This window comes from Mesorhizobium sp. AR02, from assembly GCF_024746835.1.
Taxonomy (GTDB): domain Bacteria; phylum Pseudomonadota; class Alphaproteobacteria; order Rhizobiales; family Rhizobiaceae; genus Mesorhizobium.
The window spans coordinates 712,575-738,001 of sequence record NZ_CP080530.1 but is presented as its reverse complement, the minus strand read 5'-3'; the positions used below and the strand labels follow the sequence as shown (position 1 = coordinate 738,001).

Below are 25,427 nucleotides of genomic sequence, written 5' to 3'. Positions count from 1 at the left end.
CGAGCGCTGCCACGGCATCGCCGTCGGTCTCGGTCAATAGCTGCTCCGCCAGCGCCCTCGCTCCTCGCGGAATTTGATCGACATCTTCACCACCAAGCGACCACTGACGATTTTCTTCCGTCACGGCGACACCTCCCGTACTGTTCGATTTGACCATTGGCGGCCGAGCTGGCGGAGCGGATCTCCGATTGCCACCGTCAGCACATGAGACAGCCCGATCGCGACCGCGATCGAGAGCGTTGCCGTCGCCGGAGCGTCCAGGAATTGGCCAAGCGACCAGTTGAACAGCGCCAGCACCGGCAGATGGATCAGATAGAGGGCATAGGAGATGCCTCCCAAGCGGCGCAGCATCCGCCCCGGCCAGTTCACAGAACCAATCCGCAAGGTCGCCCTTGTCACGAGCCACCCGCACATCAGCGCCAGTGCGGCAGTCGCCACGCCATGCGTCGCCGGCGGCAAGATCGCCAACATGAAGGCCGCGATCGACATCCACAACGCCGCTTCCATGTTGCCGATCACCCGCAGGTGTTCCGCCAGACGGGGCCATGCGCTTGTGCCCATGGTTGCTCCGATCGCCAGCCCGACCGCGACTGCATCGATACGAAACGTCCAAAGCGTCCCGCCCCATGGCCGCAGCGTGAACGTCCCGACCACGAGAACGAGTCCGGCCAGCGCGACGAGCGCCCGCCGCGGTAGCAAGAACACCAGGAGCGGAGCCAGTAGATAAAACTGCATCTCGGCGGCGATCGACCAGAATGGCCCAAACGCAAAGGCGTTCCCGCATCCTGTGGCGCCCCCGAAACAGGGCGCCCAATGCGCATTTGAGATGCAGGCGAATGCCGCCTTCGCGTCTGCAGGCTCAACGCCGCTTCCCGGGATGATCAACCCGATCGAGAGGATGGCGCCGACGCACCAGGCCAGCGGCACGATCCGCATAGCACGCCTGACATAGAAGGCGGAGGCCGCCTCGAGCGCACCGCGCTCGAGGCGCAGGCTTCGCAATGAGCGTTCCACCACCAGGCCGGAAATCACAAAGAACAGGTCGACCCCGACGCTCCATGCCGGCGCAAACAGCAGAGCGGCGGCCGTCCCGCCTTCTCCGAAGACCGGCCCGACATGCGACAGCACCACCAGCCCGATCGCCAGGCCTCGCAATTCATCCAGCCCCGATAGGCGAGCTTCTTGTCCCATCTAAATATCACGCTCGACAATTACTGATACATTGATTTAATCATAGGGCACAGAAGCGAGGCAAGGAATGCACGAACGCCTGACATTTCTCGCAGTCGCGGCTGCCCTTACATTGGCGCCTCACGCTTCGGCTCAGTCGCTCACGCATGATCCGAACGCCTGGCGCGCCGTCGCCTATGCCGATCTCGAGCTCCCGAACTCGGAAGCGGTGCCCTACGCCTCCCTATGGGCCGACCGACTGAAGAAGAACAACGACGCCTACGTGGCCAAAGGCGATACGCGCTTTGCGGTCGCCAACGCGCCGGCTTCCGAGAGTCACATCGTCGTTCGCAGCCCGACCAAAACCGTCGTCCTCTCGGTCCTGCACACGCTCACCGGCTGCTCGCCGATCCGCACCGATCCTGTCGGCAATGCCACGCTGAAACGATGTCCCATGCGCTTGGCGATCTACCAAAACGGCCGATCCACGGTCGCTGACGCTGGCTCCGGCTGTTTCATCGAATATGGCGCGCAACCGAATAACGTCCGCCCCAACCTCGCTCGGAATGGCGCGATGGGTGCATATGATGTTCAGGCCAAAAGCATTCGCGCCGGCATCGTATTCCAAGGTGAAATCGCCCAGGAATGCCAATTCCGGGTCCCTGTCCCGCAACCCTAAAGGAAGCAGCCCACGCCGTTGTGTTTCGGCAACCTCGATATCCCCAAGGAGCGCAATCATGATCGACATGGAGAACCTGACGTTATTCAGGACACCAGCCTGCCACCGGCCATCGCCAACGGATCAATGCTTCCCTGACGGCGCGCGATGCGCGGCCTTGACCGCGGCTCCTGCCGGCGGCCACGGCGGGATGATGTTCAGGAGATCTGCCATGGCCAGCCCGACAATCTTCGCGACTCTAGCCGTCTTGATCTCGCCGGCAATCGCGCAAGCGCTTGATCCGCTCAAGGCTCCGCAGGGATCATATGTAGCGTCCACGCACACATGTGCCGATCTCGACCGAGGCGTCGGCGCTCTCGAACTTGCCGAGTTCGACGGCGACGCAATCACCGTCGGCGCGAACACCTGCAAGATAGCAGGCACCCGTCATGCAGACGATGCCTTCCAAGCCTCATGTACCGAACGTGGCAGCAGCTCCCCGGTCATCACGCCGATGAAGATTACGCGCCCATCCAGCGACGCGCTCTCCATCAATGGCGCCAACTATAATTTCTGCCCGGGGAAGTAAGATGCTGCGTCCCGTCCCAATACTCCTCTCCGCGCTCCTGGTCGTTGGACAAGCGCCTGCTACGCAAGCGAATTCCTTCGATCAGGATGCAAGTTCTTGCGACCTCCATGACAAAACAACCTTGCGTTCCCTTTGTACGAACGGAGCGGGTCTGCCGAGCTATCCGTCCACGCAAGAGATGATGGAGCGCAGCCCGAACATCGCCAATATGATTGTAGACGCCGCCAACAAGTACGGCGTTGATCCCAAGCTCGCACTTGCCGTATCCGCTCACGAAGGCGCGATGTCGGCATGTGCCGGCTCCTTCAGTGGCGTTCTTGGGCCGATGCAGCTTACGGGGGCGACCGGCCGGGCCTACGGAATGGATCGGGGCATCTTGTCCGAAAACATTGAAGGCGGCGTAATGACGCTTCGCGATGCCGTCAAATCGTGCGGCGGCACGTCAAGTATTCGCTGCCTCGCCGATCGTTACAACGGCAGCACTGAAAGCCAGCGCCGTAACTGGACGAACGACGTAAACCGCCGCTATGCCGCCCTCAATTCGGCCGGCCAATCCATTCCTCAGGGATGCGGCGCGCAAGCGGTCTGCCAAATGGGACCAGGCGACTTTCCAACGCCCAATGGTGGTGACACAAAACTCGCTTCATCCGCTCCCGGTCCCGCCGGCAGCGACATCAACGTTGCCCTTGGTCAGGTGTGACCCCGCCTTCCCGTTGAGGGCCATGCCGTCGGCCGCCGCCTTCAATGGGAGAGATTTCGCGACGAGAGCTTTCCAAATCCCCGTTTCAGATGGCTCGCCAGCTCCTGGCGCACATCATCAGGCCATTGCTCCATCACAACGCAGTTCACTTCGGCCGCAACCAGCGACCAGTACAGCAGATCCGCGTATCGTCCTTCGAACAGAGCCGCCACGATGAACTGTCCGATCACCAACGTGATCGTCTCGGGCTTGCCTTTCTTCCGCAGAAATTCCGAAACCTCTTCCACCCATGGTTTCGGGTGGCAATCGACGAACGCCGCCGCTTCCCTATAGAGCGCATCGTCTCCTGCGACTTGCCAGATATTCGCCTGCATCGTGAACCCTTCAGCAAAATGATGCCATTGCATCGACGCTGGCGGATTTTCTGCTGCGAGTCAAAGAAATATAAAATATCATTTCTGCCTATCGTAGCAAATTAATCTACGCTGATTGTTTAGCAGCTTCTACTATTCTTGTGTGCTACTGGCTTGTCCTGCGTCCCTTTTTGGCCGGAGGCAGCCGCTTCTTCTCGGAGGTTGCCCCAGCGGGGCTGGCTGCCTCTTTCAAAGAAGGTACACCACTGAACTCCGTCATCGAGCGCTTCACAGCACGCGTGGCCTCGATATGCCGCGCAATCTCGTTGAAGTTGAAGCCGAACGTCTCGATGTCACGCTTGACGCTGTCGTCGTCACCAGTCCGACCAATGAGCGCCCACACCGGAACCTTCAGGTGCCGTGCCAGCCGCTCCAGGGTGACGAATGTCGGGTTCCCCTTCCCCGTCCGCAACTGGTAGAGCGTGCCGCGCGATAGCCCCGTAGCGTCGGCAAAACTCGCATAGTCCGGGTACTCGTTCTCGATTTGGCGAAGTCGCAGCGCGAGTAGGATCGAAAGCCAACCATCGCTGTCTTCTGTCTTGTTTTTAAATATCGGCACAGCTGCCCCCTGCTTATCGGTCGGAATATGACGGCCATTTTTTGCAGAATGTCTAGTGCTCAGGGCTTGTAGCCGAAACGACAACTCATTGCCCTATTAAAGTGTCTCGGCATCCTCCCCATACTCCCGCAAAGTGACGGCGTACAGCTTTTGACCCGTCAAATCGTTCCAGATGCGCGATAGCATTTGACGATCTGCATGCCCTGTTGAAAATGAATAATTAAATGAATCCGGTTTGGATGTCCTGGGTCCAATGCATTTCTCGTGTGCCACCTCATCCGGAGGGACAACCCTGATCTGTGCCCTTGCGGCAGGCAGGCCCTGCAATCGTTGCCCGATACCACTTCGAATGACCTGGTTCAGGTCGGTCAGAAGCGAGACCTCGACGCCGGTGGTTCTGGCGATTACACTCAAGACGGGGCCGCAGGGCTTGGCCCCGGAACCAATCTCTATCCCTGTTCGAGATGGAACGGCGCCGGGTAATACTCTGAAGCCGATACCGCCAAAAACGGCACCATGCCCCCAGCCGTCGAAAAACGCTTGATCCATGAGGGGCCATCCTATCTCCAATGATCATTATAATGACGATCACTCTGTGATATTATAATGATCAACATCGAAATAGGAGGCTCTCTGTCATGTTCATGAGGTTCGCGTTCGCAATTTTCGCCGGCGGCGTGCTCGCTTTCTTCGCCCTGCCCGATCAGGAAGCCAGCCTTCGCATGCTCAGCTTTTCCACTGCTTTCTTGATCCTGTCCCTCGCCGCCGTCTGTGTCATCGAGTTTCGAACCCGCAGTATCGAACGTTATCGTCTTCGGTCGTCGTTACAACCGTCGCGCTGTGATGACGATCTTCCTTTGCATGACGCTGCAAAGGTTGAGCGCTCCGCCTGGTCAACGTCGGGCGTCAACCCCAAGGATTCGAAACTGGCCTGGCAGTACCGCGTCAACGATCAGCGCCCTGGCCGCTTCAAACTCTAACAGGCTCTCCGTGCCAGGATCTGCTCAATCACGCACACTTCCGTCAGGTCTGCGATCTCCTGATACGGTAGCCCCAAATGATGAGGCTTGCGCAAGGCAGCGTCCCGAATTCCCAAAAGGCGCAGACCGAGACGCCCAGGAACGCCGCCAATGTGCCGATCGTCTGAAGGTCGGGTTGCGCGCCCGCGCGCAGTCATAAGGGGTTCCTGCGCAGACACCACCATGCTGCGGTTCGCGCGCAAATGGTTCTCCTACGACCGAGACTGAACCCGGGCTGCTGGAAGCTCTGGAAGAGTTGGTGCAGTCGGCGATCCGCGGCGATCCTGAGGCAGCGCTGCGGTGGGTCAGCAGGAGCCAGCGCCACCTCGCCGGCGCGCTGGCTGAACGCGGTTTCACCGCCAGCCAGAAGCTGGTCGGTCGGTTGCTGCGCCGGCTTGGCTTCAGCCTTCAGGGCAACAGGAAGACGCGAGAAGGTGCTTGGCATCCTGACCGCGATCGGCAGTTTGAACACATCAACAACAAGATCAAACAGTTCCAGAATGGCGGACAACCCGCCATCTCCGTCGATACCAAGAAGAAGGAGTTGGTCGGCGACTTCAAGAACGGCGGGCGCGAGCTACGGCCCAGGGGCAATCCCGAGCCCGTGCGCGTTCACGACTTCAAGATACCCGAACTCGGCAAGGTTGCGCCCTATGGCGTCTACGACATCGCGGCCAACGCGGGCTGGGTCAATGTTGGGATCGATCATGACACCGGAGCCTTCGCCGTCGAGAGCATCCGGCGCTGGTGGCATGCCTTGGGCAAGACCCGCTATCTCAGCGCGACCAGCCTCCTCATCACCGCCGATTGCGGTGGCAGCAATGGCGCGCGCGTGCGCTTGTGGAAGCGCGAACTTCAGACCTTCGCCAACGAAACCGGATTGGCCATTTCTGTCGCCCACCACCCACCCGGTACGAGCAAGTGGAACCGTATCGAGCATCGCCTCTTTGCCTTCATCACGCAGAACTGGCGCGGCAAGCCGCTGATCAGCCACGAGGTCATCGTCCAACTGATCGGAGCGACGACGACGGACAAAGGCCTCGATGTGCAATGCTGCCTCGACGAAAACGCGTATCCCAAAGCGATCAAGGTCTCCGACGCCGAAATGGCCGCCATCAACCTTGCCCGCGACGACTTTCACGCCGAGTGGAACTATACGATCTCACCACTGCCATGCACATCGATTGACCATGGATCTTCGGCTCCCAGCGCAAACCGCGCGCTCTAGCAGGCTGTTGAAGAAGGATCACGTTTGGCCTTGAGGATAGCCTCGTCGCCGTTCTGATAGGCGAAGGTGATGTCGATCGAGCCGTCGTCGAGCAATTCTGCGGAGCCGTCGCCGGTAACTTCGTCCATCTCATCGAAGCCGGCCCATGTGAAGAAGACCATTGACGGCCCGTACCCGAGATCGAGGCCGGCTAGCAGGGCGCCAAAGGCGATCTCACCGTGGTTGTCGGCCCCAATGGTGACCGTGGCGGGTCCGCCGAGGTCGAGATAGCCGCGATCCCACAGGTCAGCTTCGATGATCCGCCAGCGGCCGATCAGTTGACAGCCCGCGGGCGCGGTCATGTCGGCACCGCCAGCAGCTTCGGCAACCGCACGAGATTGTAGGCGGCGGCGTTGAAGGTGAAGGCCCATCCGACGCGGTCGCGGCCACGCAACTTCGTCTTCGCCTGTCCGGCGACCGTCTTGATCCACCCGAACGCCTCTTCAATGCGCTTGCGAATACGCTGACTGACAGCATAGCCGCCATGCCGCGTCGTGCGCCCGTCGATCGCCGAACTCCGGCCGCTGGTGTTCTGCGCCACATGCGGCGTCACCTTCATCGAACGCAGCTCATTGATGAAGTCTTGCGCGTCATAGGCCTTGTCGGCACCGAGTGTGATCGCCTGTGGCCGCTCCGCTCGCGGTTCGATCATGTGCAGTGCGGCCACCCGCTCAGCATGCCCGTCGGCAAACGTCAGGCAGGCGTCGACCAGAAGGCCATGGCGGTTCTCCATCAGCCCATGCCCCATGAAGCAGAGCTTCGCCTCCTTGCCCCGCCCTTTGCGATAGAGCCGGGCATCCGGATCGGTGGTCGAGGCATGTGTGTCGTTGGATCGCTTGTGGCCATGGAAGTCCGCTTCCGCGTTTCGCCCGCCCCCTTCAGCCGGCGGCTCGCCATGACCACCGCTTGGGCCGTCCTTCGGTTTGACGCTCTTCATCGATGCCCACGCCTCGATCAGTGTGCCGTCGACCGAGAAGTGATCCGTCGACAGAAGCTTCTTCACCTTGGGTTGCGCCAGCACCGCCGCCAGGAACTTTGCAGCGATGTCGCCCTCCAGCAGCCGGTCACGGTTCTTGGAGAACACCGAATGATCCCAGGCCGCATCGTCGACGCCAATCCCGACGAACCAGCGGAACAGAAGGTCGTATTCCAGCCGCTCCATCAACAGCCGCTCCGAGCGGATCGAGTAGAACGCCTGCAGCAGCATCGCACGCAGCAGCTTCTCCGGTGGGATCGACGGCCGCCCAATCGGCGAGTACAGCGCCGCAAACTCCCGCTCCAACGCCGAAAGCGCCTCATTCACAATCGCCCGAATACGGCGCAACGGATGATCGCGCCGCACCCGAGCCTCGAGGTCCACATAGCTGAACAGTTCGCCCGTCTGTCCGTCACCGCCCCGCACGATTCACTCCCACCTCTTCGTGGTCAGAGTGAATCACGAACCTGAGACTGTCGCGAGCCCTTTTTCAACAGCCTGCTAGGGTTCTCCTCAGCCCATGGACCTCAAAGACAGCAATCGCCATCTTACAATCAAGAGCACAAGATGATCGATGATCCTGAGAAAACCGATCTCCTCATCTCCAAGCTGAAGGATTTGTTACCGATCGACGCAGCCATCACCAAAGATCTTCAGCGTAGCCTCGCAGCAAAATCGCCCGAGATCCCAATTCCCGCAAGGTGTCAGGTGGTCGACGTGCTGAATCTCGGCGACGAGGGCGGCGTTGCCTGTTGCCTCGACATCGGCGGTGACGACGCGGCGGCTGTCCATATCGTCTCCATCACCCACCTCCTCTTCGATCGCCGCTTTCCGCTGTTCCGCGACATCGATACCTACCAACGCCGGCGCATCAAAAAACTCAAGCGGCAGCGCGGCCGCGGATTCTGACGCCATCAATCGCGGCGCGTCGATCCAAATTCCTCCCGCTTACCGGTCATCACATGAAGCGTTTGTTCCGCGCCGAGCCCTTAGTCCTGGCCCTTGAAACGCCCCGGCTATTTCGCCGGTAATGTTCAACGCGCTATTAAATCATTCTATTGATTCGATAGCGGCTTGGCGGCATTATCAGGCCCATGACAAAGGTGTCGTGGCCAAGCGCTGCGCAGGTATATCACGCTTTAGGAGGGTTCCCGGCGCGCGGGAGCTACTTGTGCCGTTGCCCAGTACCAAGTCACGGGCAAGGGAAAGGCGACCGCCATCCCTCCCTCTCTGTTCGTGACGGGGATTATCGTCTTATGCTCTACTGCTTTGCAGGCTGCGATCCCGTCGACATCGAGACCGCCATTGCGGACCTGGATTTGTCGAATCGCGCGGCCGAGCCTCTGCGTCGTGTTCGTCCGGCGGCGGCCAAAACCACGGCAGCGGACGCGCGCGCGCTCTGGTCGAGAGCGATTGCGCTCGCCGGGACGCACGGCGAAGCTTATCTTGCCTCTCGCCGTCTGCCGGCGACGTTGCCAACTTTGCGCTATCTGCCGGATTATCGGTTGGGAAAGAACCGCTTTCCCGCGCTGGTGGCTGCTCTGCAGGCCCCAGACCGTTCGATCTGTTCGGTGCAGCTCACCCTCTTGCACCCGACACGGCCAGAAAAGGCGGCGCTAGACGAGCCGCGCCGCATCATCGGCCCGAGCCGGGGCTTTGCCTTGCGGCTCGCCCCAGCGGCCGACGTCCTTGGTATTGCCGAAGGCTATGAGACCGGCCATGCCGTAATGCTGCGATACGGCCTGCCCGTCTGGTGCTCACTGGGAGCACCACGTTTGCCATTTCTTCAGCTGCCCGAATGCGTACAGCGGATCGTCGTTTTCGCCGATCCGGACAAGCCCGGCCTCAGCGCGGCCGAACGCGTTCGCGAAGCCAACCCTGAGCGCCAGGTCCTCATTCACAGACCGCCCGACGACCGGGATTTCGCGAAGCTGTGGGAGGACGATCCGACGCCCGAGACCCTACCTTGGATCTTCTGCTGCGCGAAACACTCGGCGCAGACACCTGAACCTGTCGGCGGGCCAGCTTGCCATAAACTTTGATCACAAATTTGGCACCACTTGTTCTGGCGAAGGGTGCCTTCGAGCATCGAGAACCTGCACCAGGTGCGCGCCTATCTCTACTCGACACCCATGCCTTGGCTTCAGAAGACCGGGCCGAAGTCTTCCGTCAGAGGATACTGTCGACCACTCGGTGAACTGCTCTAATGAGACCTGTGCGCGGGTGTCTAGACTGGCGTGTTGATGTGTGATTCTCTCAATCAGTACAATGGATTGGGGGATGCGATGTCACGTCGGCACATTGGTCAGGAAAAGTTTGGTTTTGTCGTTGATCGCGGCCAGCATTCGTCTTTGGATGCGCTTGCCAGACTGATTGACTGGGTGCCGATCGATCAGGCCCTTTGTGTGATTTCCTGCTCTTCGAAGGGCGAGCCTGCCTGGCCGCCAGAGGCGTTGTTCAAGGCGATGCTGCTGTCGATCTGGTACGACTTGTCCGACGTCAAGCTTGCCGAGGCGTTGGACGACAGAGGATCGTTCCGACGGTTCTGCGGGTTTTCGGCTCAAGAGCAGACACCTGAGCGAACGGCTTTCGTGCGTTTTCGAAAGGCTCTTGTGGCCCATGGTCTGGACAAGACGCTGTTCGACGAGATCACCGGCCAGCTCAAGGCCAAAGCGATTCAGGTGAAGACCGGCACGCTTGTCGATGCGACGATCATCGCCTCGGCCAGCGAGGATGACGAAGAGGGCCATTGGGTCAAGCATAAGGGCCGACCAGCGGTTCATGGCTTCAAGGCCCATGTCGGTGCCGACGCCGATACAGCTCTGGTCGAGGAGATCGCCGTCACACCCGCCAACATCAACGACGGCAAGGCCGGTCCCGATGCTCTGCCTGACAATCCCGGCCAGGTGTTTGCCGATAGCGCCTATCGCGGCAATCATTTCGGCGACGCGGTGCGTGCCAAGGGTGGAACGCCACGCATCGTCGCCACCGGCATGTGGGGACGGGACGAAGCCGAAACACTGGCACGCCTTGAGGCCTGGAACCAACCGATCCATCGCATTCGTGGCCGGATCGAGAAAATCTTTGGCACGTGGAAACGAAGCTACGGCCTTCGCCGGATGCGATGGCGAGGGCTTGCAAAGGCAGGCGTTCAAATTCGCCTCACTGCCATCGCCTACAATATGAAACGCAGTTTGAAGGTCATCGCTATGGCTGGATAGCGGGCAAAAACACCACTGACGCTCACACGAGAGCGTCAGAAGACACAGCCGACGACGTCGGCGCTGATATCTTTGGACCCTTTACCCCGGAAGCGGAAAAGATCAAACAAAATCAACGCTAAATGCTTCCTGCGCACAGGTCTCATAACCTGCCTCGCTGCAAAGTCGCTCAACGAGAACTCACAAACGCCAAAAGCGGAGGAACGGAATTTTACAAGCCGCCACAAATACGCAATTCTCTTTCTCTATAGATTTTATATACATAACTATCCTGTCCCCTTGTCGCGGCTGCGGCCCGCATTTTCAAGGAGAGGGACAGGACCAAATGACCAGACCTGCAATCGTGGGATTTTCCGGCAGCTTCAGTTCTCCCTCCCGCACCCGCGCTTTGGTCGAAGAGATCGTGAGGCGAACGGCGCGCCAATATGAGAGAAGCTTCGAGGTCATCGATATTGGCCAGTTCCTGCCTTCGCTGGGCGCCGCGCACCGCCTCTCCGATCTGGATACGAAGGCAAGGAGACTCGTTGACCATCTCCTGCAAGCCGAAGCCCTGGTCGTCGCAAGCCCGGTCTACAAAGGCAGTTATGCTGGCCTCTTCGAGCATTTCATCGATCTGCTGGAGCCGACCGCTTTCATCGACAAGCCGGTACTTCTGGCCGCGACCGGCGGCGGAGACCGACACGCGTTGATCGTCGAGCATCAGCTGCGGCCGCTCTTCGGGTTCTTCGAGGCGCGAACGCTGGCGACAGGGATCTATGCTTCCGAACGCGACTTCGTCGACCAAACCTCCATCTCCCCGACACTGGCCGATCGGCTTGGTCGTGCGATCGGGCAATTCGCGGCCTATCTGGCGTCGCGAACTCGAGACCAGTTGGTTTCGGATTCCGACGTGCCTCAGGCGGACATTGCTATCGCCCGCGGCCAGTGGCGCGCTTCGAACCGGGTTTCTAACGCAAATCTGGGCTGAAGCGCCTCCTCCAGCGCTGTCTGGATCTTCGAGAAATCGTCAGCCGCCGACAAACACTCAATCTACCTGGAGACTACCCATGACCAAGCCTGCTTTCATTGATGCAACCATTCCGGAAGCCGATGTTGCTCCACTCACAGCACGCGTCGGCGCAGAGATTAGCAACGTTCGTCTATCCGGTGATCTACCCCATGCTGTTGTGGTGGCGATCAACCAGCTTCATCGCTACTGCCTCCACCACCTATGAGGAGCCCTATACGCTGGCGCGCAAATTCGCCTCGCTCGACCTGCTGTCGAATGGCCGGGCCGGCTGGAATGTCGTGACGTCGGCCGGCGACGAGACCGCCCAAAACTTCAACCGCGATGTCCAGCCCAACCATGCCGACCGCTATGCCCGCGCCCACGAGCATGTCGAGACGGTCAAGGCGCTGTGGGACAGCTGGGAGGACGACGCCTTCATCCGCGACAAGAAGTCGGGGCGCTTTTACGACAAGGACAAGCTGCACGACATCGACCACAAGGGCGAGCATTTCAGCGTCAAGGGTCCGCTCAACGTGCCGCGCCCGGTGCAGGGCCACCCGGTGGTGGTGCAGGCCGGACAGTCCGAGGACGGGCGCGGGCTCGCCGCACACTCGGCCGAGGTCATCTTCACCGCCCATCAGAAGCTGGAGACGGCGCAGGAATTCTATCGCGACATCAAGGCGCGCGTGGCTGCTGTCGTCCGCGATCCCAAACAGGTGCTGATCATGCCAGGCGTCGCACCCTTCGTCGGCCGCACCGAAGAGGAGGCCCGCGAAAAATACCAGCAGCTCAACAATTTGATCCTGCCGGAGGATGGAGTCGCACTGCTCAACGGGCTGGCCGGCCAGACGCTCGACATCAGGGGTTATCCGCTCGACGGACCACTGCCGCCGAGCAAGGAAACCGAAGGCATGAAGAGCCGCCAGGCGCTGATCCGCCAGATTGCCGACGAGCACAACTTCACCATCCGAGAGCTCTACCAGTGGGTGGCGACGGCACGCGGCCATTACACCGCCATCGGCAGTGCGGTACAGGTCGCCGATCAGCTTGAAGAATGGTTTACCAAAGAAGCCGCCGACGGTTTCAACATCCTGCCGCCCTGGCTCCCCGGCGCGCTCGACGACTTCGTCGACCTGGTCATCCCCGAGTTGCAGCGCCGCGGCCTGTTCCGCACCGCTTACGAAGGCAGGACGCTGCGCGAGAACCTTGGTCTCAGGCGGCCGGAAAACCCATGGACCGCCGCACGCTCGACCGCACTGGCCGCCGAGTAAATCCTCCGACGAGAAGGGCAAGACGATGACTTTGCAGCACATCGAACGGCCGGTCACTATCGGCACGCACAACAGCGGAACCGGCATCAGTGCGGATCTTCTGCGCCTCGGCGGTCGGGCGACGGCCCGGTTCCTGTCACGCTACGGCGTCCTCGTTGGGTTCCTGGCGCTCTGGCAGGTGGCGAGCAGCGTCGGGTGGGTCAATGCGGCGGTGCTGCCGCCGGTCGACATGATCGTTGCCGCCCTGTGGAAAGGGCTCGCCGGCGGCGTCTTGCTCGGCGATATCGCCATCAGCCTGCAGCGCGCCGGCATTGCCTTCGCAGCGGCAGTCGCAGTCGCCATTCCGCTTGGCCTGTTCATGGGCCAGGTGCGCGCTGTCGAAACCGCGCTCGACCCGATCCTGCAGCTGTTCCGGCAGACCTCGGCGCTGGCGCTCTACCCGGTGTTCATCCTGCTGCTGGGGCTGGGCGAAACCTCCAAGATCTTCGTCATCTTCTGGGCGACTTTATTTCCGCTGCTGCTCAACACCACCAGCGGCGTCAAGGAGGTCGATCCAAAGCTGCTCGAAATGGCGCGCGTCTATGGCGCGACGCGGCTCACCGTGTTCCGCCGCGTCGTGCTGCCCGGTGCCATTCCCTCGATCTTCGTCGGCTTGAGGCTGAGCGCCACCACCGCGCTCTTGCTGCTGATCGCGTCTGAAATGATCGGCGCCCACAAGGGCATCGGCTTCCAGGTGATGAACGCACAGTACAATTTCCAGATCCCGCTGATGTTCGCGGCGATCGTCATCCTCGCCGGCCTCGGCCTGATCGCCAACCAGGCGCTGGTCGTCCTGCAGCGGCGACTGTGCCGCTGGAGCAATCCCGTCAACTGAGCAGTCCCCTCCTCTCATCTTAGGAAAGACCGGATCATGAAAATCACTCGCCGTTCCCTGCTTGCCAGCGCACCGCTTGCCGCCGGCATCATCGCCGCCGGCCTGCCTCGCTTCGCCTTTGCCGAGGCCGCACCCGTCAAGTTCCGCTACCTCGCCAGCCGTGGGGGCATTGCCCCGCATGAGCTGGCCTACGAGCTCGGCTATTTCAAGGACCTCGGCATCGAGGTGGAGAATGTCGGCTATGCCGCCGGCGGCCCGGAATCGCTGTTTGCGCTTTCCTCCGGCAGCGTCGACCTCGGTTCGGCGGCCACCGCTGCCGTGATCAATTCGATCTCGGGCGGCAACGACTTCGTCGCCGCCTATCCGAGCAACGGCATTAACAAGGACGTCAAAAGCGTCTTCTACGTGCTGGAAGACAGCCCGATCAAATCGATCGCCGACATCGCCGGCAAGACCATCTCGGTCAACACGCTCGGCGCCCATCTCGACTATACGGTGCGCGAGGCGCTGCACAGCGTCGGCCTGCCGCCGGATGCCGCCAACCTTGTCGTCGTGCCCGGGCCGCAGCTCGAACAGACCTTGCGCTCGCGCCAGGTCGATATTGCGGGGCTGGGCTATTGGCAGGCGACATTCGCCGGCGCCCTGGTCGACCACGGCGGGGTGCGCGGCGTGTTCAACGACACCGATGTGCTGGGCGAAATCGCCGGCGGTTCCGTCGTGCTGCGGCGTGACTTCATCGCCGCCAACCCAGACGCCGCGCGCAACTTCGTCGAACAGTTGGCGCGTGCTTCGGACTGGTCGCGACACAATCCGGACGAAGCCCGCAAGGTGCTCGCCGACATCCTCAACAAACGCGGCGAGAACGGCGACCTGGCCCGTTACTGGACTGGATTCGGCCTGCGTGAAAAGGCCCAGGCAACAGACCGCGACATCGACTTCTGGGTAAGCATCCTCGAGCGGGACGGCCGCCTGGCCAAGGGCAAGCTGAAAGCCGCTGACATCCTTTACCGCCCGGGCGAAACCAAGACCAATTGAGCAGAGAACCGAGCGCGATGGGCACAACAACAAGGGGCGGCGAGGTCACTATACGCGACCTCGCCAAATCCTTCATCCTCGGCGGGCGCCAGCTCCCCGTGCTGAGGGCACTCAACCTCGATATCCGCTCCGGTGAATGCCTGGTCATTGTCGGTGCCAGCGGCTCCGGCAAGACCACGCTGCTGCGCATCCTTGCCGGGCTCGAGGCCGCCGACAGCGGCGGCGTCGCCATCGACGGCAAGCCGGTGCATGGCGTCGGCGCCGAGCGCGCGGTGATCTTCCAGGAACCGCGCCTGCTGCCCTGGTTGACCGTGCTCGGCAACGTCGCCTTCGGCCTCGAAGTGCGCGGCGTGGCCAAGGCGGACGCCGAGGAAAGGGCGCGCTTCTACATCGCGCTCGTCGGCCTCGCCGAGTTCGCCGATGCCTGGCCCAGGCAGCTTTCCGGCGGCATGGCGCAGCGCGTCGGCATCGCCCGGGCGCTGACCGTGCAACCCGAGATCCTGCTGCTCGACGAACCACTGGGCGCACTCGACGCCATGACCAAGATCGGCATGCAGGAGGAACTGGCGCGCATCTGGAGCGAGGAGAACGTCACCATTGTCATGGTCACCCATGATCTGGAAGAGGCGATCTATCTTGCCGACAGGGTGCTGATCCTGCCCAGGGAGAAAGGCGGCGCGGCGCGGCTTATCGACGTCGACCTGCCCCGCCCACGCGAGCGCAGCGAAAGCCGCTTCGTGCGCTACCGTGAAGAGTTGCTACGCGAGTTCGGCCTGCACTAACGGAAGCGAACGGATCGGCACGACGCATGAAACGGCAATACCGCAACGCTTTGAGCCATATGCGATAGCTCTGGAGTAGTTGGGGACAGAAAGCCCCTCCCCTTACGCGCCAAACAGCCGCCGGTCCCAGTAGACGGGCTGATGGAGACTCGTGTGGATCCTAGAAAACTCCGGATGCGCTGGATTGATCAGCACATTGCTATCGAGACGCGCCACGACGCTCGGCACCAGCAGGATGACACTGCGCCGTTCTAAACACCAGGTCTCGCCAAATCCCTTGCTTACCGTCGCCGGCATCGTGTCCCAGCCGGGCAGTGACGGCTGCGAAAAAACCTCGTAGCTCAGTCCGCGCGGAATTGTGATTTCGATGTAGTGCTGGTTGGGCGGCAGTCGGCCACTGCCATGCACCAGCTTTTCCAGGAGGGCCGTCGAATAGTGCTCGCTGGTGTAGATGATAGGACTTCCGGGCGTGTTCCATCGCCCTGGTGCGACTGTCGAGCCTGTCGCGTCGAAGATCGGGTAGGTGCCGGCCGGATCGCCGACGCGAAAGGACAATAGGGTGCGATCGAGAGTCTGCGCCGTCACGCAGCACTGCCGTACTTCAGACCTCCGAGGATATCGACCACCATTTCGGCGCCGAACTCGCTGAGGATGACGATATCGATCGGTCGCTTGTCCTCAATCATCGGATGCGGCCGAAACAAGAAATCGCGTGCTTCCACTTCGTTCTGCCAGACATCGACAGCAAGCCCCCAGACGCGCGCCACACGGGCCAATCGTGTGCCCTCATCCGACGACAGGCGATGCGCCGTCTTGCGCCGCTCGTAGGTTGCTTTGGGGATCAGCCGATATTTGAACTGAGCATCTCCCGGGGCAACGAGATGGGCAACGCGCTCGACCACCCCAATGGGAAGTCCACTCTCGATCCGGGAGATCAGTCCGAATGGCGACCGCGCCGCCACCTCCTTAGCAGGCAGCCCCAATACGTCGGCTACATTTCCGAACGCCAGCATTCCACTCTCCATTTCATGTGAGGCACAATATAGCCTCACATGATGCGCGTTGCAAGCGTCTGCCTTCGCCATAGCTCCAGCCCGCGATGGCCGGCACTATCTTGTCACGGGCTGGCGGTTAGCGCGTACCGATCCGATCACCCTACGATCCTTGCTGTCACGCGTTAGCCTTTGGCGCCCGCCAGCAGCATCAGTCCCACCGACACCTCCCCTGCGTAGCCTTCGAATAGCGCAGAGGCGGCGAGTGCGAACCGCCTTGGTCGCGAATAATTGACACCAGGAAAAACGCGTTTCCGCCAGCGCTGAACAAGGAAGCCCGGAAGAAAGAATGGCCGGGCTCGGATACGGCCCGGCCAAAAGAAGGTTAAAGCCTTCAGGGAGGAACACCGTCCGGTGGAATGGGAGGAAACCATCGAACGATTTTACCTGTTTGATCCTATTTCAACGCCTTGGCGACGAATGGGATTCCAAAAAATATTTAAAACGGCACAAATTCTTGCGCCGCAGTAACAGAACCTCACAAGCGCGCGGTTCCGGTCTGGAAAGGTCACCATAGTGGCGTAGCTTCGTCGGATCATCCGGCACGAGCCCCGTGATCGCGTGCTCTTCATGCACGCCATCGATGAAACAGTCTATGTCGAGGATCGGATTGTCATCATGCCACACCATCCCGGCGGATCACGCCGCGGACGGCTACATCGCCGCCACAGCCGCTGCTTGCGGTTCTATGGTCGCCCACCTGAAACATCAGTTCATTCGAGCCTGCTGGGTTAACCACTGTCAATCCATGGGAAGCATCGTTGAACCCAATGGGTTGAACGAAACATCGGTTCAATGATTTAATCATAAGGCGAACAATCTTAAGTCGGATGGCACCTTATGAGTGACTTTGCTATTCTGGGTCGCACGGTTGGCCCACAGCATCCGGAAATTCAAACGCTCTTGCGTCAGGCGCGGGACCAGCAGGCCCGGGTCTTGTGTTTGTGTCGCCATCCCGGAGTGCCGATGTACATTGCCGCCGTCAGCGAGGAATTGATCGTCAAGCGCATGCCGAACACCGGCAAGGACCATGCGGTAGACTGTGATCGCTATGAACTGCCCCTTGCCCTGTCGGGAAAGGCGGAGGTCCTGGGTCAAGCGATCATTGAAGATCCTGCATCGGAGGCGGCGCGGCTGAAGCTGGCCTTTGCACTGACACAAGGCAAGGCGCGACAGGGATCATCCGGCGAGGGGACTTCGCACCACACCGTGAAAGCCGATCCAAAGAAGCTCACGCTGCGAGGCTTGCTCGACTATCTCTGGGAAGAGGCGGAGCTGACAATAATGGCGCCTGGCTTTGTGGGAAAAAGAAATTGGGGGTTGGTCCGGAAATTTCTTTGGGGCGCGGCCGATGCAAAGTCGAGCCAGAAGTTCCAGTTGCGCGAGCTGCTGTTTATGCCGGCAATGTACTCGCCTGAACACAAGGATCGCCTGGCTGCGGACCGGGAGCGGGCTTTCGCGGCGGCAGCTAAGGCGAAGCACAAGAAGATCGTGATCGGAATTGTGAAATCGCTGGATCCCGCCCGGTTTGGTGGCAAGCTGTCGATCAAACATATGCCCGACGCACCGCTCTTCCTGGATGAGAAAATGTTCAATGCAGTGCCGAAGCGCTTTGCAGCTGAATTAGACCTGTGGCGACTGCACGAAAATTCGCACCTGATCACCATCGCAACGGTCATGCAGATGCCGTCCGGCATTCTGTCGATCGACGAAATCGGCTTTATGAACGTGACGGAAAATTGGATTCCGTTTCAGCACAACGACGAAAAGGAATTGATCGAGGTCCTGACTGGGGAGCATCGGCGGTTTGTGAAAACGTTGCGCTACAACGTGCTGCCAGCGGTGCCGATGGCGTTCGGTCTTCTGACCGACGTTGACCAACAGGGAACCGCGCTTTTTGTCGTACCGCACGATGCCAAGGAGGCGGTACGGGCGGAATTCGACCATCTGATTTCAAGCTGCGAGCTCGAGACCTGGCGCTGGGACGCAAGCGGCCCCAGACCGGCGCTACCGGGCAAACAGGAGCGGCTTTCGGCTCCGCCCGGCAGGCAGGCTTTGGAATATTGACCGAACAACTGAAAAGCCGAAGCGCGGGCGACGGCTGGCGCACGCAGAGGGCAGGCTGAGCCTAGGGGCTTGCGCCTGGCGCCGGTGTTTACGCTAAAAGCGACCGTTGATCGGGGCCGTGACCAGGGGGTGCGAAAAGGAGAAAGCGATGCTGAAGAAATTCGACATGGATCCGGGAACGGGCATTGTCATCGCAACAGTCCTCATTTTGGTGCTGTCCGGCGCCCGGCTTTTGAACCAGTGGGACAGTCTATCGTTTTGGCGAGAGCCGGGGCTGATCGCGGCTATTGTTCTCGGATTGATTTCGGCGATTGCGCTTGCCGTCGCGTTCGTGGTCCGGCGATGGCCTCAGCAGAATGTACAGTATGATCCAACGCGCCGGGGACCGGTTATCGATTTGCAGGCGGATTCGAAGACTGACCAGCCTGGTTAGATGCGTTTCGGATATCGCGGAGGATGATGGCATTCGGATCGGGCACGTCGGCAAACTGCCACAGGCCAAGGTGCTGCTTTTTAGCGACCTCCTGCGCGACGATATAGGGAGCATGGACCGGAGCGCCGTTCGGAGTGACGGCCGCGAACGCCCAGCCGGAGCGGCGGCGGCACGGCCGCCAACACGTGCTGCCCCTCGACGGACAGCGCATGCCCGGTGCCGCGCACGACCGACACGGTTGAAAACGTCTCGCCCATGCTTTCGCAAATCCAAAGGGACGCGAACAGCGCCCCCGTCACAATGACGACCGACGAACTGATGTCGGCCGTCAAGCAATATCAGGCTCAATAGGAGAAAGCGCTATGCGTGGAATTCTGTTAACAGCGGCACTCTTGCTTGGCTTTGGCGGCATCGCCTTTGCGCAGGTGCCTACGATCGACGAGGCTAATCTGGAACAGGCTCGGCAGATTGCATCGGCCACGAGCGAGATCCTCAGCACCGACCGCAACATCATGAACTATACGCAAAAGACGCTCCAGGCCGTCTCCGGCGACCGGTCGGGCGAGGCCGGCCAGCTCGCGCAGATGGCCTTGGGCAATGGCGGCTTCGCCATGGGGGACGCGCCGTCGCTTGGTAGCGTGATCTCGGGCGGCTCGTTGTCGTTCGCCGGCCTCGGCAATGGATCGCAGGGCATCGTTTCGAACATGATCAACGGCTTGCAGCTGGTGAAAACCATTTCGGGCCTGATCAATGGTCAGACGACGCAGATGGATAAGAACTACAGCGCCCTGGTGAACGTCGCGGCCACGGTCACCGGACTGGTCGACTCCTCGCAAAACGGGGTGAAGACCCGTTCCAGCGCTTTTCAGTCGGGCGCTCAGCGGATCGGCACCGCACAGGACATCAAGGGCTCGATCGATCAGAACAGCCAGATCATGGTGCAAACGGGTCTGACCGTGAACGAGCTGATCGGCGCGGTGAACACGGCTACGGCTGCCGCCAATCAGGAAAACATCGATCGTATGAACCTGATCACGCAGGCCTCGCGGGGGCTCGAATACAAGTCCGGCCAATGACCCTGCGCTTTCTTCTATTAGCGGCCGCCACCATTGGCGCTGTCGCAACCTCGGGATGCAGCCACAAGCCACTCAAGGCTCCGTGCTCTCGTGAGGAGGGACCGATGCAGCCACTGGCGTTCGCGGCGCTCGACCCAAAAACAGAAGCGGCGAAGCCATTCGAGTGCGGCCCGATGAAGGCACTCAATAGCGATCCATCTCTGTTTCCAGGCGGGATGGCGAAAAAATGAACTTCAATATCACGACGCTTCTGCAACAGGTCGACCAATTCGGCAATAACTACGTATCGCAAGCCTACCAGAACCTCGCGTCCGCCTTGACCGGCGGCGGACAGGTGGGTGTCGCCGGCCTGATGCTGACGTTGTACGTCATATTTTGGGCCATCAGCATCTGGCAGGGAACCTCGACCGGATCGGGAAAAGAGATGGTCTGGCGCCTGTTCCGCGCCTTCGTCATCTACGCTCTGGCGACGAGCTGGGGGGACTTTCAAACATATGCCTATTCATTCGCGAATGAGACACCTTCCGCGATCGGGAACAGCCTTCTCACGAGCGTGTCGGCCAATGTGACTGGGACTTCGGCCGGGCTGAACTCCGTCAACTCCGTGCAGACGGCCCTGCAAAACATCTGGGATTCGCTCGCCAACTCCACCTCTGCCTTTATCAAGAGCCTTGGGGTGTTGAACTTCGGCGGCTATGTGCTGGCGGCGATCATCCTTGTCGTCGGCGCGCTGCTCATCGGTTATGCGATCTTCCTCATCATCCTGTCGAAGATCTTTCTTTGGCTTTTGCTGGCGCTCGCCCCAGTGTTCATCATTCTTATGCTGTTCGGCTACACGACCCGGTTCTTCGCTGGCTGGATAACCGCGATCGTTCAGTACATGTGTGTGCAGATTCTGGTCTACGCCTTCTGCGCATTCTTCGTCTCGATCACCCAGACCTATTTTGACGCGGTCAACCGGTCGAACGGCGCTGCGACAACGACCTTGACCGAAGCCGCGCCGCTGATCCTGATCTGCCTTGTTGGCGTGCTGCTGCTGTCGCAAATCACCAACGTTGCCGCCTCTCTCGCGGGCGGAATTGGTATTGGAACGCCTTCGTTTGGGCGCTTCTACGGCGGCGCCTTCGCAGCGATGGGCCAAGCCGGTCAGCGCAGGCTGATGGGACGCTTGGGCTGGAGCACCCGGCAGGAACGCCTGGCGGGTCGCGAGCGGGCACGCGTGAGCCTCGCACAGAGAAGGTATGAGAATTCAGCGGAATATGCACGGCTTTCCCGAAAGCTGACGGATCCCGCATAGGTTTGGGGCACCAATGAGCGATGTGAAGGAAAACGCTGGGCGACCGGCGAAGGAAACCGAGTCTCCCTTGCCGTACTACGTGGATGCGGCAATCTGGGAAAAAGATATCGCGCGGCGCAATCGCTGGTCGCGATCTCTGGCGTGGTGTGTGGCAAGCGTCGCCTCGGTCATTGCCGTTGCAGCGGTGGGCGCGCTGATCCTTGCGCTGCCGCTTAAGACTTATGAGCCCTACATGGTGGTGGTCGACAAATCCACCGGGTTTGTCGAGGTCAAGCGGCCGCTGGCCGACGGTCCTTTGCAGCAGGACGAGTCGATGGGGATGTTCGATATCGTCCGTTATGTGAAGGCTCGCGAGACCTACGATCCGAAGGCGCTGAAGGACAACTTCGATCTCGCGCAATTGCTGAGCGCCGGCGATGCCTCGAGGGAGCTCGTCGAGCTTTTCAGCCCGGCAAACAAGGTGACGAACCCCGTCGTGCTGTACGGGCGAAACACCGTCGTGGCTGTGACCGTGAAGTCGGTGACGTTTCCCAACCAGAGGACCGCCCTGGTCCGGTTCATGACGGAGGAAAAGAGCCAGGCGAACACCGTGCAGCGGCATTGGGTGTCATTGATCCGGTTCCGCTACACCGGCGTGCCGGCCAAAAACGAGATCCGCTTTCAAAATCCGCTCGGCTTCCAGGTGCTCGAATATCGGCGCGATCAGGAGACGGCGCCGGCACCCACCGCGGAGACACCGCAATGAAGGTCGCCGCCATCCTGATGGCAATCGGGCTCGGCGTTTGCGCGGTTCAGCCGGCCCTTGCCGAACAGACCCCTCGGGCGGGATCTCGTGACAGTCGCATTCGCTTCGTCTGGTATCAGAAGGACGATGTGGTGTCGGTGCCGGCCAGCTATGGCGCCTCGACCATGATCGAATTCGGCGATGACGAGAAAATCGAAACCCTCGGCGCTGGCGACGTCCCGGCCTGGAGCATCGAGCCCAACAAGAAGGGCAATGTGCTGTTTGTGAAGCCGATCGAGAAGAATGCGGGCGGAAATCTCAACGTCCTGACGAACAAGCGCAGCTATGTGTTCTTCCTCAACGGCGAGTTTCGGCCGGTTGCGCAACAAGTCTATGCGATCAAGTTCCGCTATCCCGAAGAGGTGTCGGACGCGGCGCTGATGGACGAGGCCCGGGCCCGGGCGGCACAGCCGAACCGGCAGGGTTTCAAGGCCGAAAACGCCAACTCGTCCTATGCCTACAAGGGGTCGTCGGCAAATAAGCCGCTCGTGATCTACGACGACGGCGTGAAGACCTGGTTCCGCTTCGATCCGGCAAGGGAAGTGCCGGCGATCTATGTCGTCGACAGCGAGCGCAATGAGACCCTTGTGAATTATCGCCGCGAGGGCGCGTACATCGTCGTCGACAAGGTCAATTACCAATGGACGCTGCGCAACGGCAACGAAGCAACCTGCGTCTTCAATCTGAGACTGAACAATGTGAACGAACCGACCGGGCTTGAACCTTACGAGCCGCAGCGTGTCGGCGGTGGGACTGTTCGGAAAGTGAGGGGGCCTGATGCCATCTCCCAATGAGTACAGAATGCTCGCCGAGGAAGGCACGGCGGTCGCCCCGCCAAAATTCGGGGCGAGCACATTCTTCAAGATCGTGGTGCCGCTGGGTGCGGTGGTCTTCGCCGGCTGGATGATCTATGCGGCGACGCGTGCGCCAGACAAGCCGCTGTTGACGGCGTCGGATGGCGAGGAGTTTCACACCACACAGTTTCCCGCACCTGGGCTCGATACGCCGCGTCCCCAGCTTGACAACGGGACCCTGAAAATCCCGACGGCTCCCGAGGAGCCGCCGGCTGCGCCGGCGCAGCCGCCGTCGACGATAGAGGCTCCGCCTCCCCCTCCGCCAGCCTTGCAACCGCCTGCAGCTCCACCACAGGTGCAGGATGATTCCGAGGCCCGTCGTCTGGCTGAGGAAGAACGGCGCAGGCAAGAAGAAGAGGAGCGGCGCAAATGGGAGCGCCTGCGCGCCAAGCAACTCGTCGTCGATAGCGGCGATGCGCCTGGCAGTGCGTCAGCACTGGGCGGCAATGGTACGGATGCAGCGGCGGCCGGAAACGCAGGCGAGGGCGAGGAGGACCCCAATCGGCGTTTTTTGGCAAGGGCGAGCCAGAGCGGAGCGGATACATCGAAGGCCACGATGAACCCGCGCACGGACGCTCTGGTCGCCCAAGGGACGATGATCAAGGGCGTACTCGAGACCGCGATCCAGAGCGATCTTGCCGGTATGGTTCGGGCCGTCGTGTCGGAGGATGTGTGGTCGTTCGACGGTCGCAGGGTTTTGATCCCCGCTGGCTCCCGCCTTATCGGTGAATATCGCAGTGGCCTCGCAACCGGCCAAACGCGGGTGTTCATAGTGTGGACACGCCTGCTTCGATCGGACGGCATGTCGGTGCAGCTCGGTTCGACGGGCACCGACGAGCTCGGTCGCAGCGGCATGCCGGGCGAGGTCGACAACCATTATTTCGAGCGCTTCGGCTCGGCGATCCTTTTAAGTGTCGTGGGCGGTGCGACACAATTCATCGCCAACCTTGGCAACGACCAGAATGGGTCAAACACCAACCAGACCTCCACGGACCCGCAGACCGGACAGACGGTGACAATCCAGACGCAGCCCAATCAATACCTGCAGAGCGCCCGCCAGATCGGCGCGCAACAGGTCTCACAAAGCCTCAACCGCATTGCCGAAGAGGCGCTTCGAAATTCGATCAATATCGCGCCCACGATCCATGTCGATCAGGGGTCGCGCATCATGGTGTTCGTCCGCCGGGACCTCGATTTTTCGGAGTTCTATCCGGACCCGGTACGCGAGGCGTTGACGGAGATACGACGTGAGCGGGCAGCAAAGAACCGTCTTTCTAAATAAGGCGCTGGAGCCGGTGCGGCGCTGGCTCGACGACGATCGCGTGGTCGAAATCTGTGCAAACGGGCCTGGACTTGTGTGGGTCGAAATTGTTGGCTCGACACATATGGAGCCCTTCGACGTCCCCGAGCTCGACCGCGCCGCGATCACTTACCTCATGGAACGTATAGCGGCATCATCCTCGCAATCGATCAGCGAGGAAAATCCCTTGCTTTCGGCCGCCCTCCCCGGCGGCGAACGCTTCCAGGGCGTGCTTGCGCCGGCGACGCCGACAGGAGGCGCCTTCGCGATCCGCAAGCAGGTCGTGAAGGATATGCGCCTTGATGATTACCGGAAGCGGGGGTCGTTCGATACGATCTCCGTCCAGGATCCCGGCGAATTGAGCGAGACCGACAGCGCCCTTTGCGAATATCTCGACGCCGGCAAGATCGAGGATTTCCTCCGCCTGGCCGTGCGGGAACGGTACTCGATCTTGCTTTCAGGAGGCACATCGTCGGGCAAAACGACGTTTCTGAACGCGATTTTGCACGAGGTGCCTTCGGATGAGCGGATCCTCACCATTGAGGATACGCGAGAGGTTAAACCACACCAGCCCAACTATCTGCCCCTCGTCGCATCAAAGGGCGACCAGGGCCTGGCGCACGTGACCGTTGAAACGCTGCTGCAAGCCGCCATACGGTTGCGGCCGGATCGAATCTTCCTGGGCGAGATCCGGGGAGCGGAAGCCTATTCGTTCTTGCGCGCCGTCAACACAGGTCATCCCGGATCGATCACGACGATCCATGCGGACAGCCCGACCGGTGCGTTTGAGCAGCTAGCATTGATGGTCATGCAGGCTGGGCTCGGGCTGAGCAAGGCAGAGATCATCGATTACGTGCGGTCGGTCCTGCCGATTGTGATCCAACAAACGCGCCGGGGCGGCTGGCGCGGAACTTCGGCGATCTGGTTCAACCGCATGACCGAATGGAGAGCCGCCAGAAAGGTTCCCCAGAATGTCTCGCGTATTCGCTTATAGGCTTCTCCTCGGCCTCATCGGCCTCGCCGCCTTCCTTGCCCTTTGGAG

At 60.7% G+C, this 25,427-nt stretch carries 28 protein-coding genes and 2 pseudogenes; 22 read left to right on the top strand and 8 right to left on the bottom strand.

The genetic code is table 11. The features are described 5' to 3' along the window. Positions 1-120: 120 nt before the first annotated feature. A complete protein-coding gene (locus tag DBIPINDM_RS03425; protein ID WP_258580766.1) occupies positions 121-1,155 on the bottom strand; it encodes an acyltransferase family protein in 1,035 nt (344 codons plus the stop codon). A 103-nt stretch (positions 1,156-1,258) separates the two neighbouring features. On the opposite strand from DBIPINDM_RS03425, the gene DBIPINDM_RS03420 reads away from it, so the two are divergent. The 3 genes from DBIPINDM_RS03420 to DBIPINDM_RS03410 are packed head-to-tail and all read left to right on the top strand — an operon-like array spanning position 1,259 to position 3,117. Next, positions 1,259-1,849, top strand: coding sequence for a hypothetical protein (locus DBIPINDM_RS03420; RefSeq protein WP_258580765.1), 591 nt, complete (start codon positions 1,259-1,261; stop codon positions 1,847-1,849). A 58-nt stretch (positions 1,850-1,907) separates the two neighbouring features. Continuing rightward, positions 1,908-2,417 carry a hypothetical protein gene (locus DBIPINDM_RS03415; protein ID WP_258580764.1) on the top strand — a complete coding sequence of 170 codons (510 nt, stop codon included), beginning with the start codon at positions 1,908-1,910 and terminating at the stop codon, positions 2,415-2,417. A 1-nt stretch (position 2,418) separates the two neighbouring features. Beyond that, entirely contained in the window at positions 2,419-3,117 is a 699-nt protein-coding gene (locus DBIPINDM_RS03410; RefSeq protein ID WP_258580763.1) for a transglycosylase SLT domain-containing protein, read from the top strand. 41 nt (positions 3,118-3,158) lie between these two features. Here DBIPINDM_RS03410 and DBIPINDM_RS03405 read toward each other — a convergent pair whose 3' ends face one another. The 3 genes from DBIPINDM_RS03405 to DBIPINDM_RS03395 form a co-directional block, all read right to left on the bottom strand. After that, positions 3,159-3,491 carry a hypothetical protein gene (locus DBIPINDM_RS03405; protein WP_258580762.1) on the bottom strand — a complete coding sequence of 111 codons (333 nt, stop codon included), beginning with the start codon at positions 3,489-3,491 and terminating at the stop codon, positions 3,159-3,161. A 145-nt stretch (positions 3,492-3,636) separates the two neighbouring features. Then, complete coding sequence (locus DBIPINDM_RS03400) at positions 3,637-4,089, bottom strand: helix-turn-helix domain-containing protein (RefSeq protein ID WP_258580761.1); 453 nt, start codon at positions 4,087-4,089, stop codon at positions 3,637-3,639. Positions 4,090-4,185: 96 nt separating this feature from the next. After that, a complete protein-coding gene (locus DBIPINDM_RS03395; RefSeq protein WP_258580760.1) occupies positions 4,186-4,638 on the bottom strand; it encodes a hypothetical protein in 453 nt (150 codons plus the stop codon). A gap of 89 nt (positions 4,639-4,727) precedes the next feature. Between DBIPINDM_RS03395 and DBIPINDM_RS03390 the strand changes: the two genes are divergently transcribed. Together DBIPINDM_RS03390 and DBIPINDM_RS03385 are read left to right on the top strand one after the other, a co-directional pair. Next, on the top strand, positions 4,728-5,069 hold the full coding sequence (locus DBIPINDM_RS03390; protein WP_258580759.1) for a hypothetical protein: 342 nt from the start codon (positions 4,728-4,730) through the stop codon (positions 5,067-5,069). Positions 5,070-5,325: 256 nt separating this feature from the next. Next, positions 5,326-6,336, top strand: a pseudogene (locus DBIPINDM_RS03385) (ISAzo13 family transposase); the annotation flags it as partial. Here the strand turns inward: DBIPINDM_RS03385 and DBIPINDM_RS03380 are convergent. Both DBIPINDM_RS03380 and DBIPINDM_RS03375 read right to left on the bottom strand, forming a co-directional pair. After that, positions 6,333-6,677 carry a hypothetical protein gene (locus tag DBIPINDM_RS03380; protein WP_258580592.1) on the bottom strand — a complete coding sequence of 115 codons (345 nt, stop codon included), beginning with the start codon at positions 6,675-6,677 and terminating at the stop codon, positions 6,333-6,335. The pseudogene DBIPINDM_RS03385 and the gene DBIPINDM_RS03380 overlap by 4 nt on opposite strands. Further along, entirely contained in the window at positions 6,674-7,777 is a 1,104-nt protein-coding gene (locus tag DBIPINDM_RS03375; RefSeq protein WP_258580758.1) for an IS5 family transposase, read from the bottom strand. Before DBIPINDM_RS03375 ends, DBIPINDM_RS03380 begins: the two co-directional genes overlap by 4 nt. A 141-nt stretch (positions 7,778-7,918) precedes the next feature. On the opposite strand from DBIPINDM_RS03375, the gene DBIPINDM_RS03370 reads away from it, so the two are divergent. The 8 genes and pseudogenes from DBIPINDM_RS03370 to DBIPINDM_RS03335 all read left to right on the top strand — a co-directional run bounded on the left by DBIPINDM_RS03370 (position 7,919) and on the right by DBIPINDM_RS03335 (position 15,522). Continuing rightward, positions 7,919-8,260 carry a hypothetical protein gene (locus tag DBIPINDM_RS03370; protein WP_258580757.1) on the top strand — a complete coding sequence of 114 codons (342 nt, stop codon included), beginning with the start codon at positions 7,919-7,921 and terminating at the stop codon, positions 8,258-8,260. A gap of 347 nt (positions 8,261-8,607) precedes the next feature. Beyond that, positions 8,608-9,393 carry a toprim domain-containing protein gene (locus tag DBIPINDM_RS03365; protein ID WP_258580756.1) on the top strand — a complete coding sequence of 262 codons (786 nt, stop codon included), beginning with the start codon at positions 8,608-8,610 and terminating at the stop codon, positions 9,391-9,393. Between the two features lie 243 nt (positions 9,394-9,636). Continuing rightward, positions 9,637-10,572: an IS5 family transposase gene (locus tag DBIPINDM_RS03360; RefSeq protein ID WP_258580699.1), complete on the top strand. Its 936-nt coding sequence runs from the start codon at positions 9,637-9,639 to the stop codon at positions 10,570-10,572. Between the two features lie 325 nt (positions 10,573-10,897). Continuing rightward, positions 10,898-11,539, top strand: coding sequence for an FMN reductase (msuE, locus tag DBIPINDM_RS03355; RefSeq protein ID WP_258580755.1), 642 nt, complete (start codon positions 10,898-10,900; stop codon positions 11,537-11,539). 218 nt (positions 11,540-11,757) lie between these two features. After that, positions 11,758-12,831 (top strand): annotated as a pseudogene (locus DBIPINDM_RS03350) (LLM class flavin-dependent oxidoreductase); the annotation flags it as partial. Positions 12,832-12,856: 25 nt separating this feature from the next. Then, the gene (locus tag DBIPINDM_RS03345; RefSeq protein ID WP_258580754.1) at positions 12,857-13,705 is read left to right on the top strand and encodes an ABC transporter permease; all 849 of its coding nucleotides are present in this window, start codon (positions 12,857-12,859) and stop codon (positions 13,703-13,705) included. Positions 13,706-13,741: 36 nt separating this feature from the next. Continuing rightward, positions 13,742-14,740, top strand: coding sequence for an ABC transporter substrate-binding protein (locus DBIPINDM_RS03340; RefSeq protein WP_258580753.1), 999 nt, complete (start codon positions 13,742-13,744; stop codon positions 14,738-14,740). A 17-nt stretch (positions 14,741-14,757) separates the two neighbouring features. Next, entirely contained in the window at positions 14,758-15,522 is a 765-nt protein-coding gene (locus DBIPINDM_RS03335) for an ABC transporter ATP-binding protein (protein WP_258580752.1), read from the top strand. Positions 15,523-15,624: 102 nt separating this feature from the next. Here DBIPINDM_RS03335 and DBIPINDM_RS03330 read toward each other — a convergent pair whose 3' ends face one another. Both DBIPINDM_RS03330 and DBIPINDM_RS03325 read right to left on the bottom strand, forming a co-directional pair. Next, positions 15,625-16,107, bottom strand: coding sequence for an RES family NAD+ phosphorylase (locus DBIPINDM_RS03330; RefSeq protein WP_258580751.1), 483 nt, complete (start codon positions 16,105-16,107; stop codon positions 15,625-15,627). Continuing rightward, positions 16,104-16,535, bottom strand: a complete 432-nt coding sequence (locus DBIPINDM_RS03325; protein WP_258580749.1) for a DUF2384 domain-containing protein — start codon at positions 16,533-16,535, stop codon at positions 16,104-16,106. Before DBIPINDM_RS03325 ends, DBIPINDM_RS03330 begins: the two co-directional genes overlap by 4 nt. A gap of 879 nt (positions 16,536-17,414) precedes the next feature. Here DBIPINDM_RS03325 and DBIPINDM_RS03320 point away from each other — a divergent pair. From DBIPINDM_RS03320 to virB11, 9 genes are all read left to right on the top strand, one after another. Next, positions 17,415-18,641, top strand: coding sequence for a DUF1173 domain-containing protein (locus DBIPINDM_RS03320; RefSeq protein ID WP_258580747.1), 1,227 nt, complete (start codon positions 17,415-17,417; stop codon positions 18,639-18,641). Between the two features lie 148 nt (positions 18,642-18,789). Next, positions 18,790-19,074: a hypothetical protein gene (locus DBIPINDM_RS03315; protein WP_156394383.1), complete on the top strand. Its 285-nt coding sequence runs from the start codon at positions 18,790-18,792 to the stop codon at positions 19,072-19,074. A gap of 392 nt (positions 19,075-19,466) precedes the next feature. After that, positions 19,467-20,150: a type IV secretion system protein gene (locus DBIPINDM_RS03305; RefSeq protein ID WP_258580746.1), complete on the top strand. Its 684-nt coding sequence runs from the start codon at positions 19,467-19,469 to the stop codon at positions 20,148-20,150. A gap of 104 nt (positions 20,151-20,254) precedes the next feature. Beyond that, positions 20,255-20,380, top strand: a complete 126-nt coding sequence (locus DBIPINDM_RS03300) for a hypothetical protein (RefSeq protein ID WP_258580745.1) — start codon at positions 20,255-20,257, stop codon at positions 20,378-20,380. Further along, on the top strand, positions 20,377-21,447 hold the full coding sequence (locus DBIPINDM_RS03295; protein ID WP_258580744.1) for a type IV secretion system protein: 1,071 nt from the start codon (positions 20,377-20,379) through the stop codon (positions 21,445-21,447). Before DBIPINDM_RS03300 ends, DBIPINDM_RS03295 begins: the two co-directional genes overlap by 4 nt. 13 nt (positions 21,448-21,460) lie before the next feature. Then, positions 21,461-22,192 (top strand): virB8 family protein, encoded by a 732-nt coding sequence (locus tag DBIPINDM_RS03290; RefSeq protein WP_258580743.1) that lies wholly within the window; start codon positions 21,461-21,463, stop codon positions 22,190-22,192. Beyond that, a complete protein-coding gene (virB9, locus tag DBIPINDM_RS03285) occupies positions 22,189-23,025 on the top strand; it encodes a P-type conjugative transfer protein VirB9 (protein WP_258580742.1) in 837 nt (278 codons plus the stop codon). Before DBIPINDM_RS03290 ends, virB9 begins: the two co-directional genes overlap by 4 nt. A gap of 7 nt (positions 23,026-23,032) precedes the next feature. Beyond that, complete coding sequence (virB10, locus tag DBIPINDM_RS03280; protein ID WP_258580741.1) at positions 23,033-24,367, top strand: type IV secretion system protein VirB10; 1,335 nt, start codon at positions 23,033-23,035, stop codon at positions 24,365-24,367. Beyond that, entirely contained in the window at positions 24,333-25,379 is a 1,047-nt protein-coding gene (gene virB11, locus DBIPINDM_RS03275) for a P-type DNA transfer ATPase VirB11 (RefSeq protein WP_258580740.1), read from the top strand. The genes virB10 and virB11 overlap by 35 nt, the downstream gene beginning before the upstream one ends. Positions 25,380-25,427: the final 48 nt, after the last annotated feature.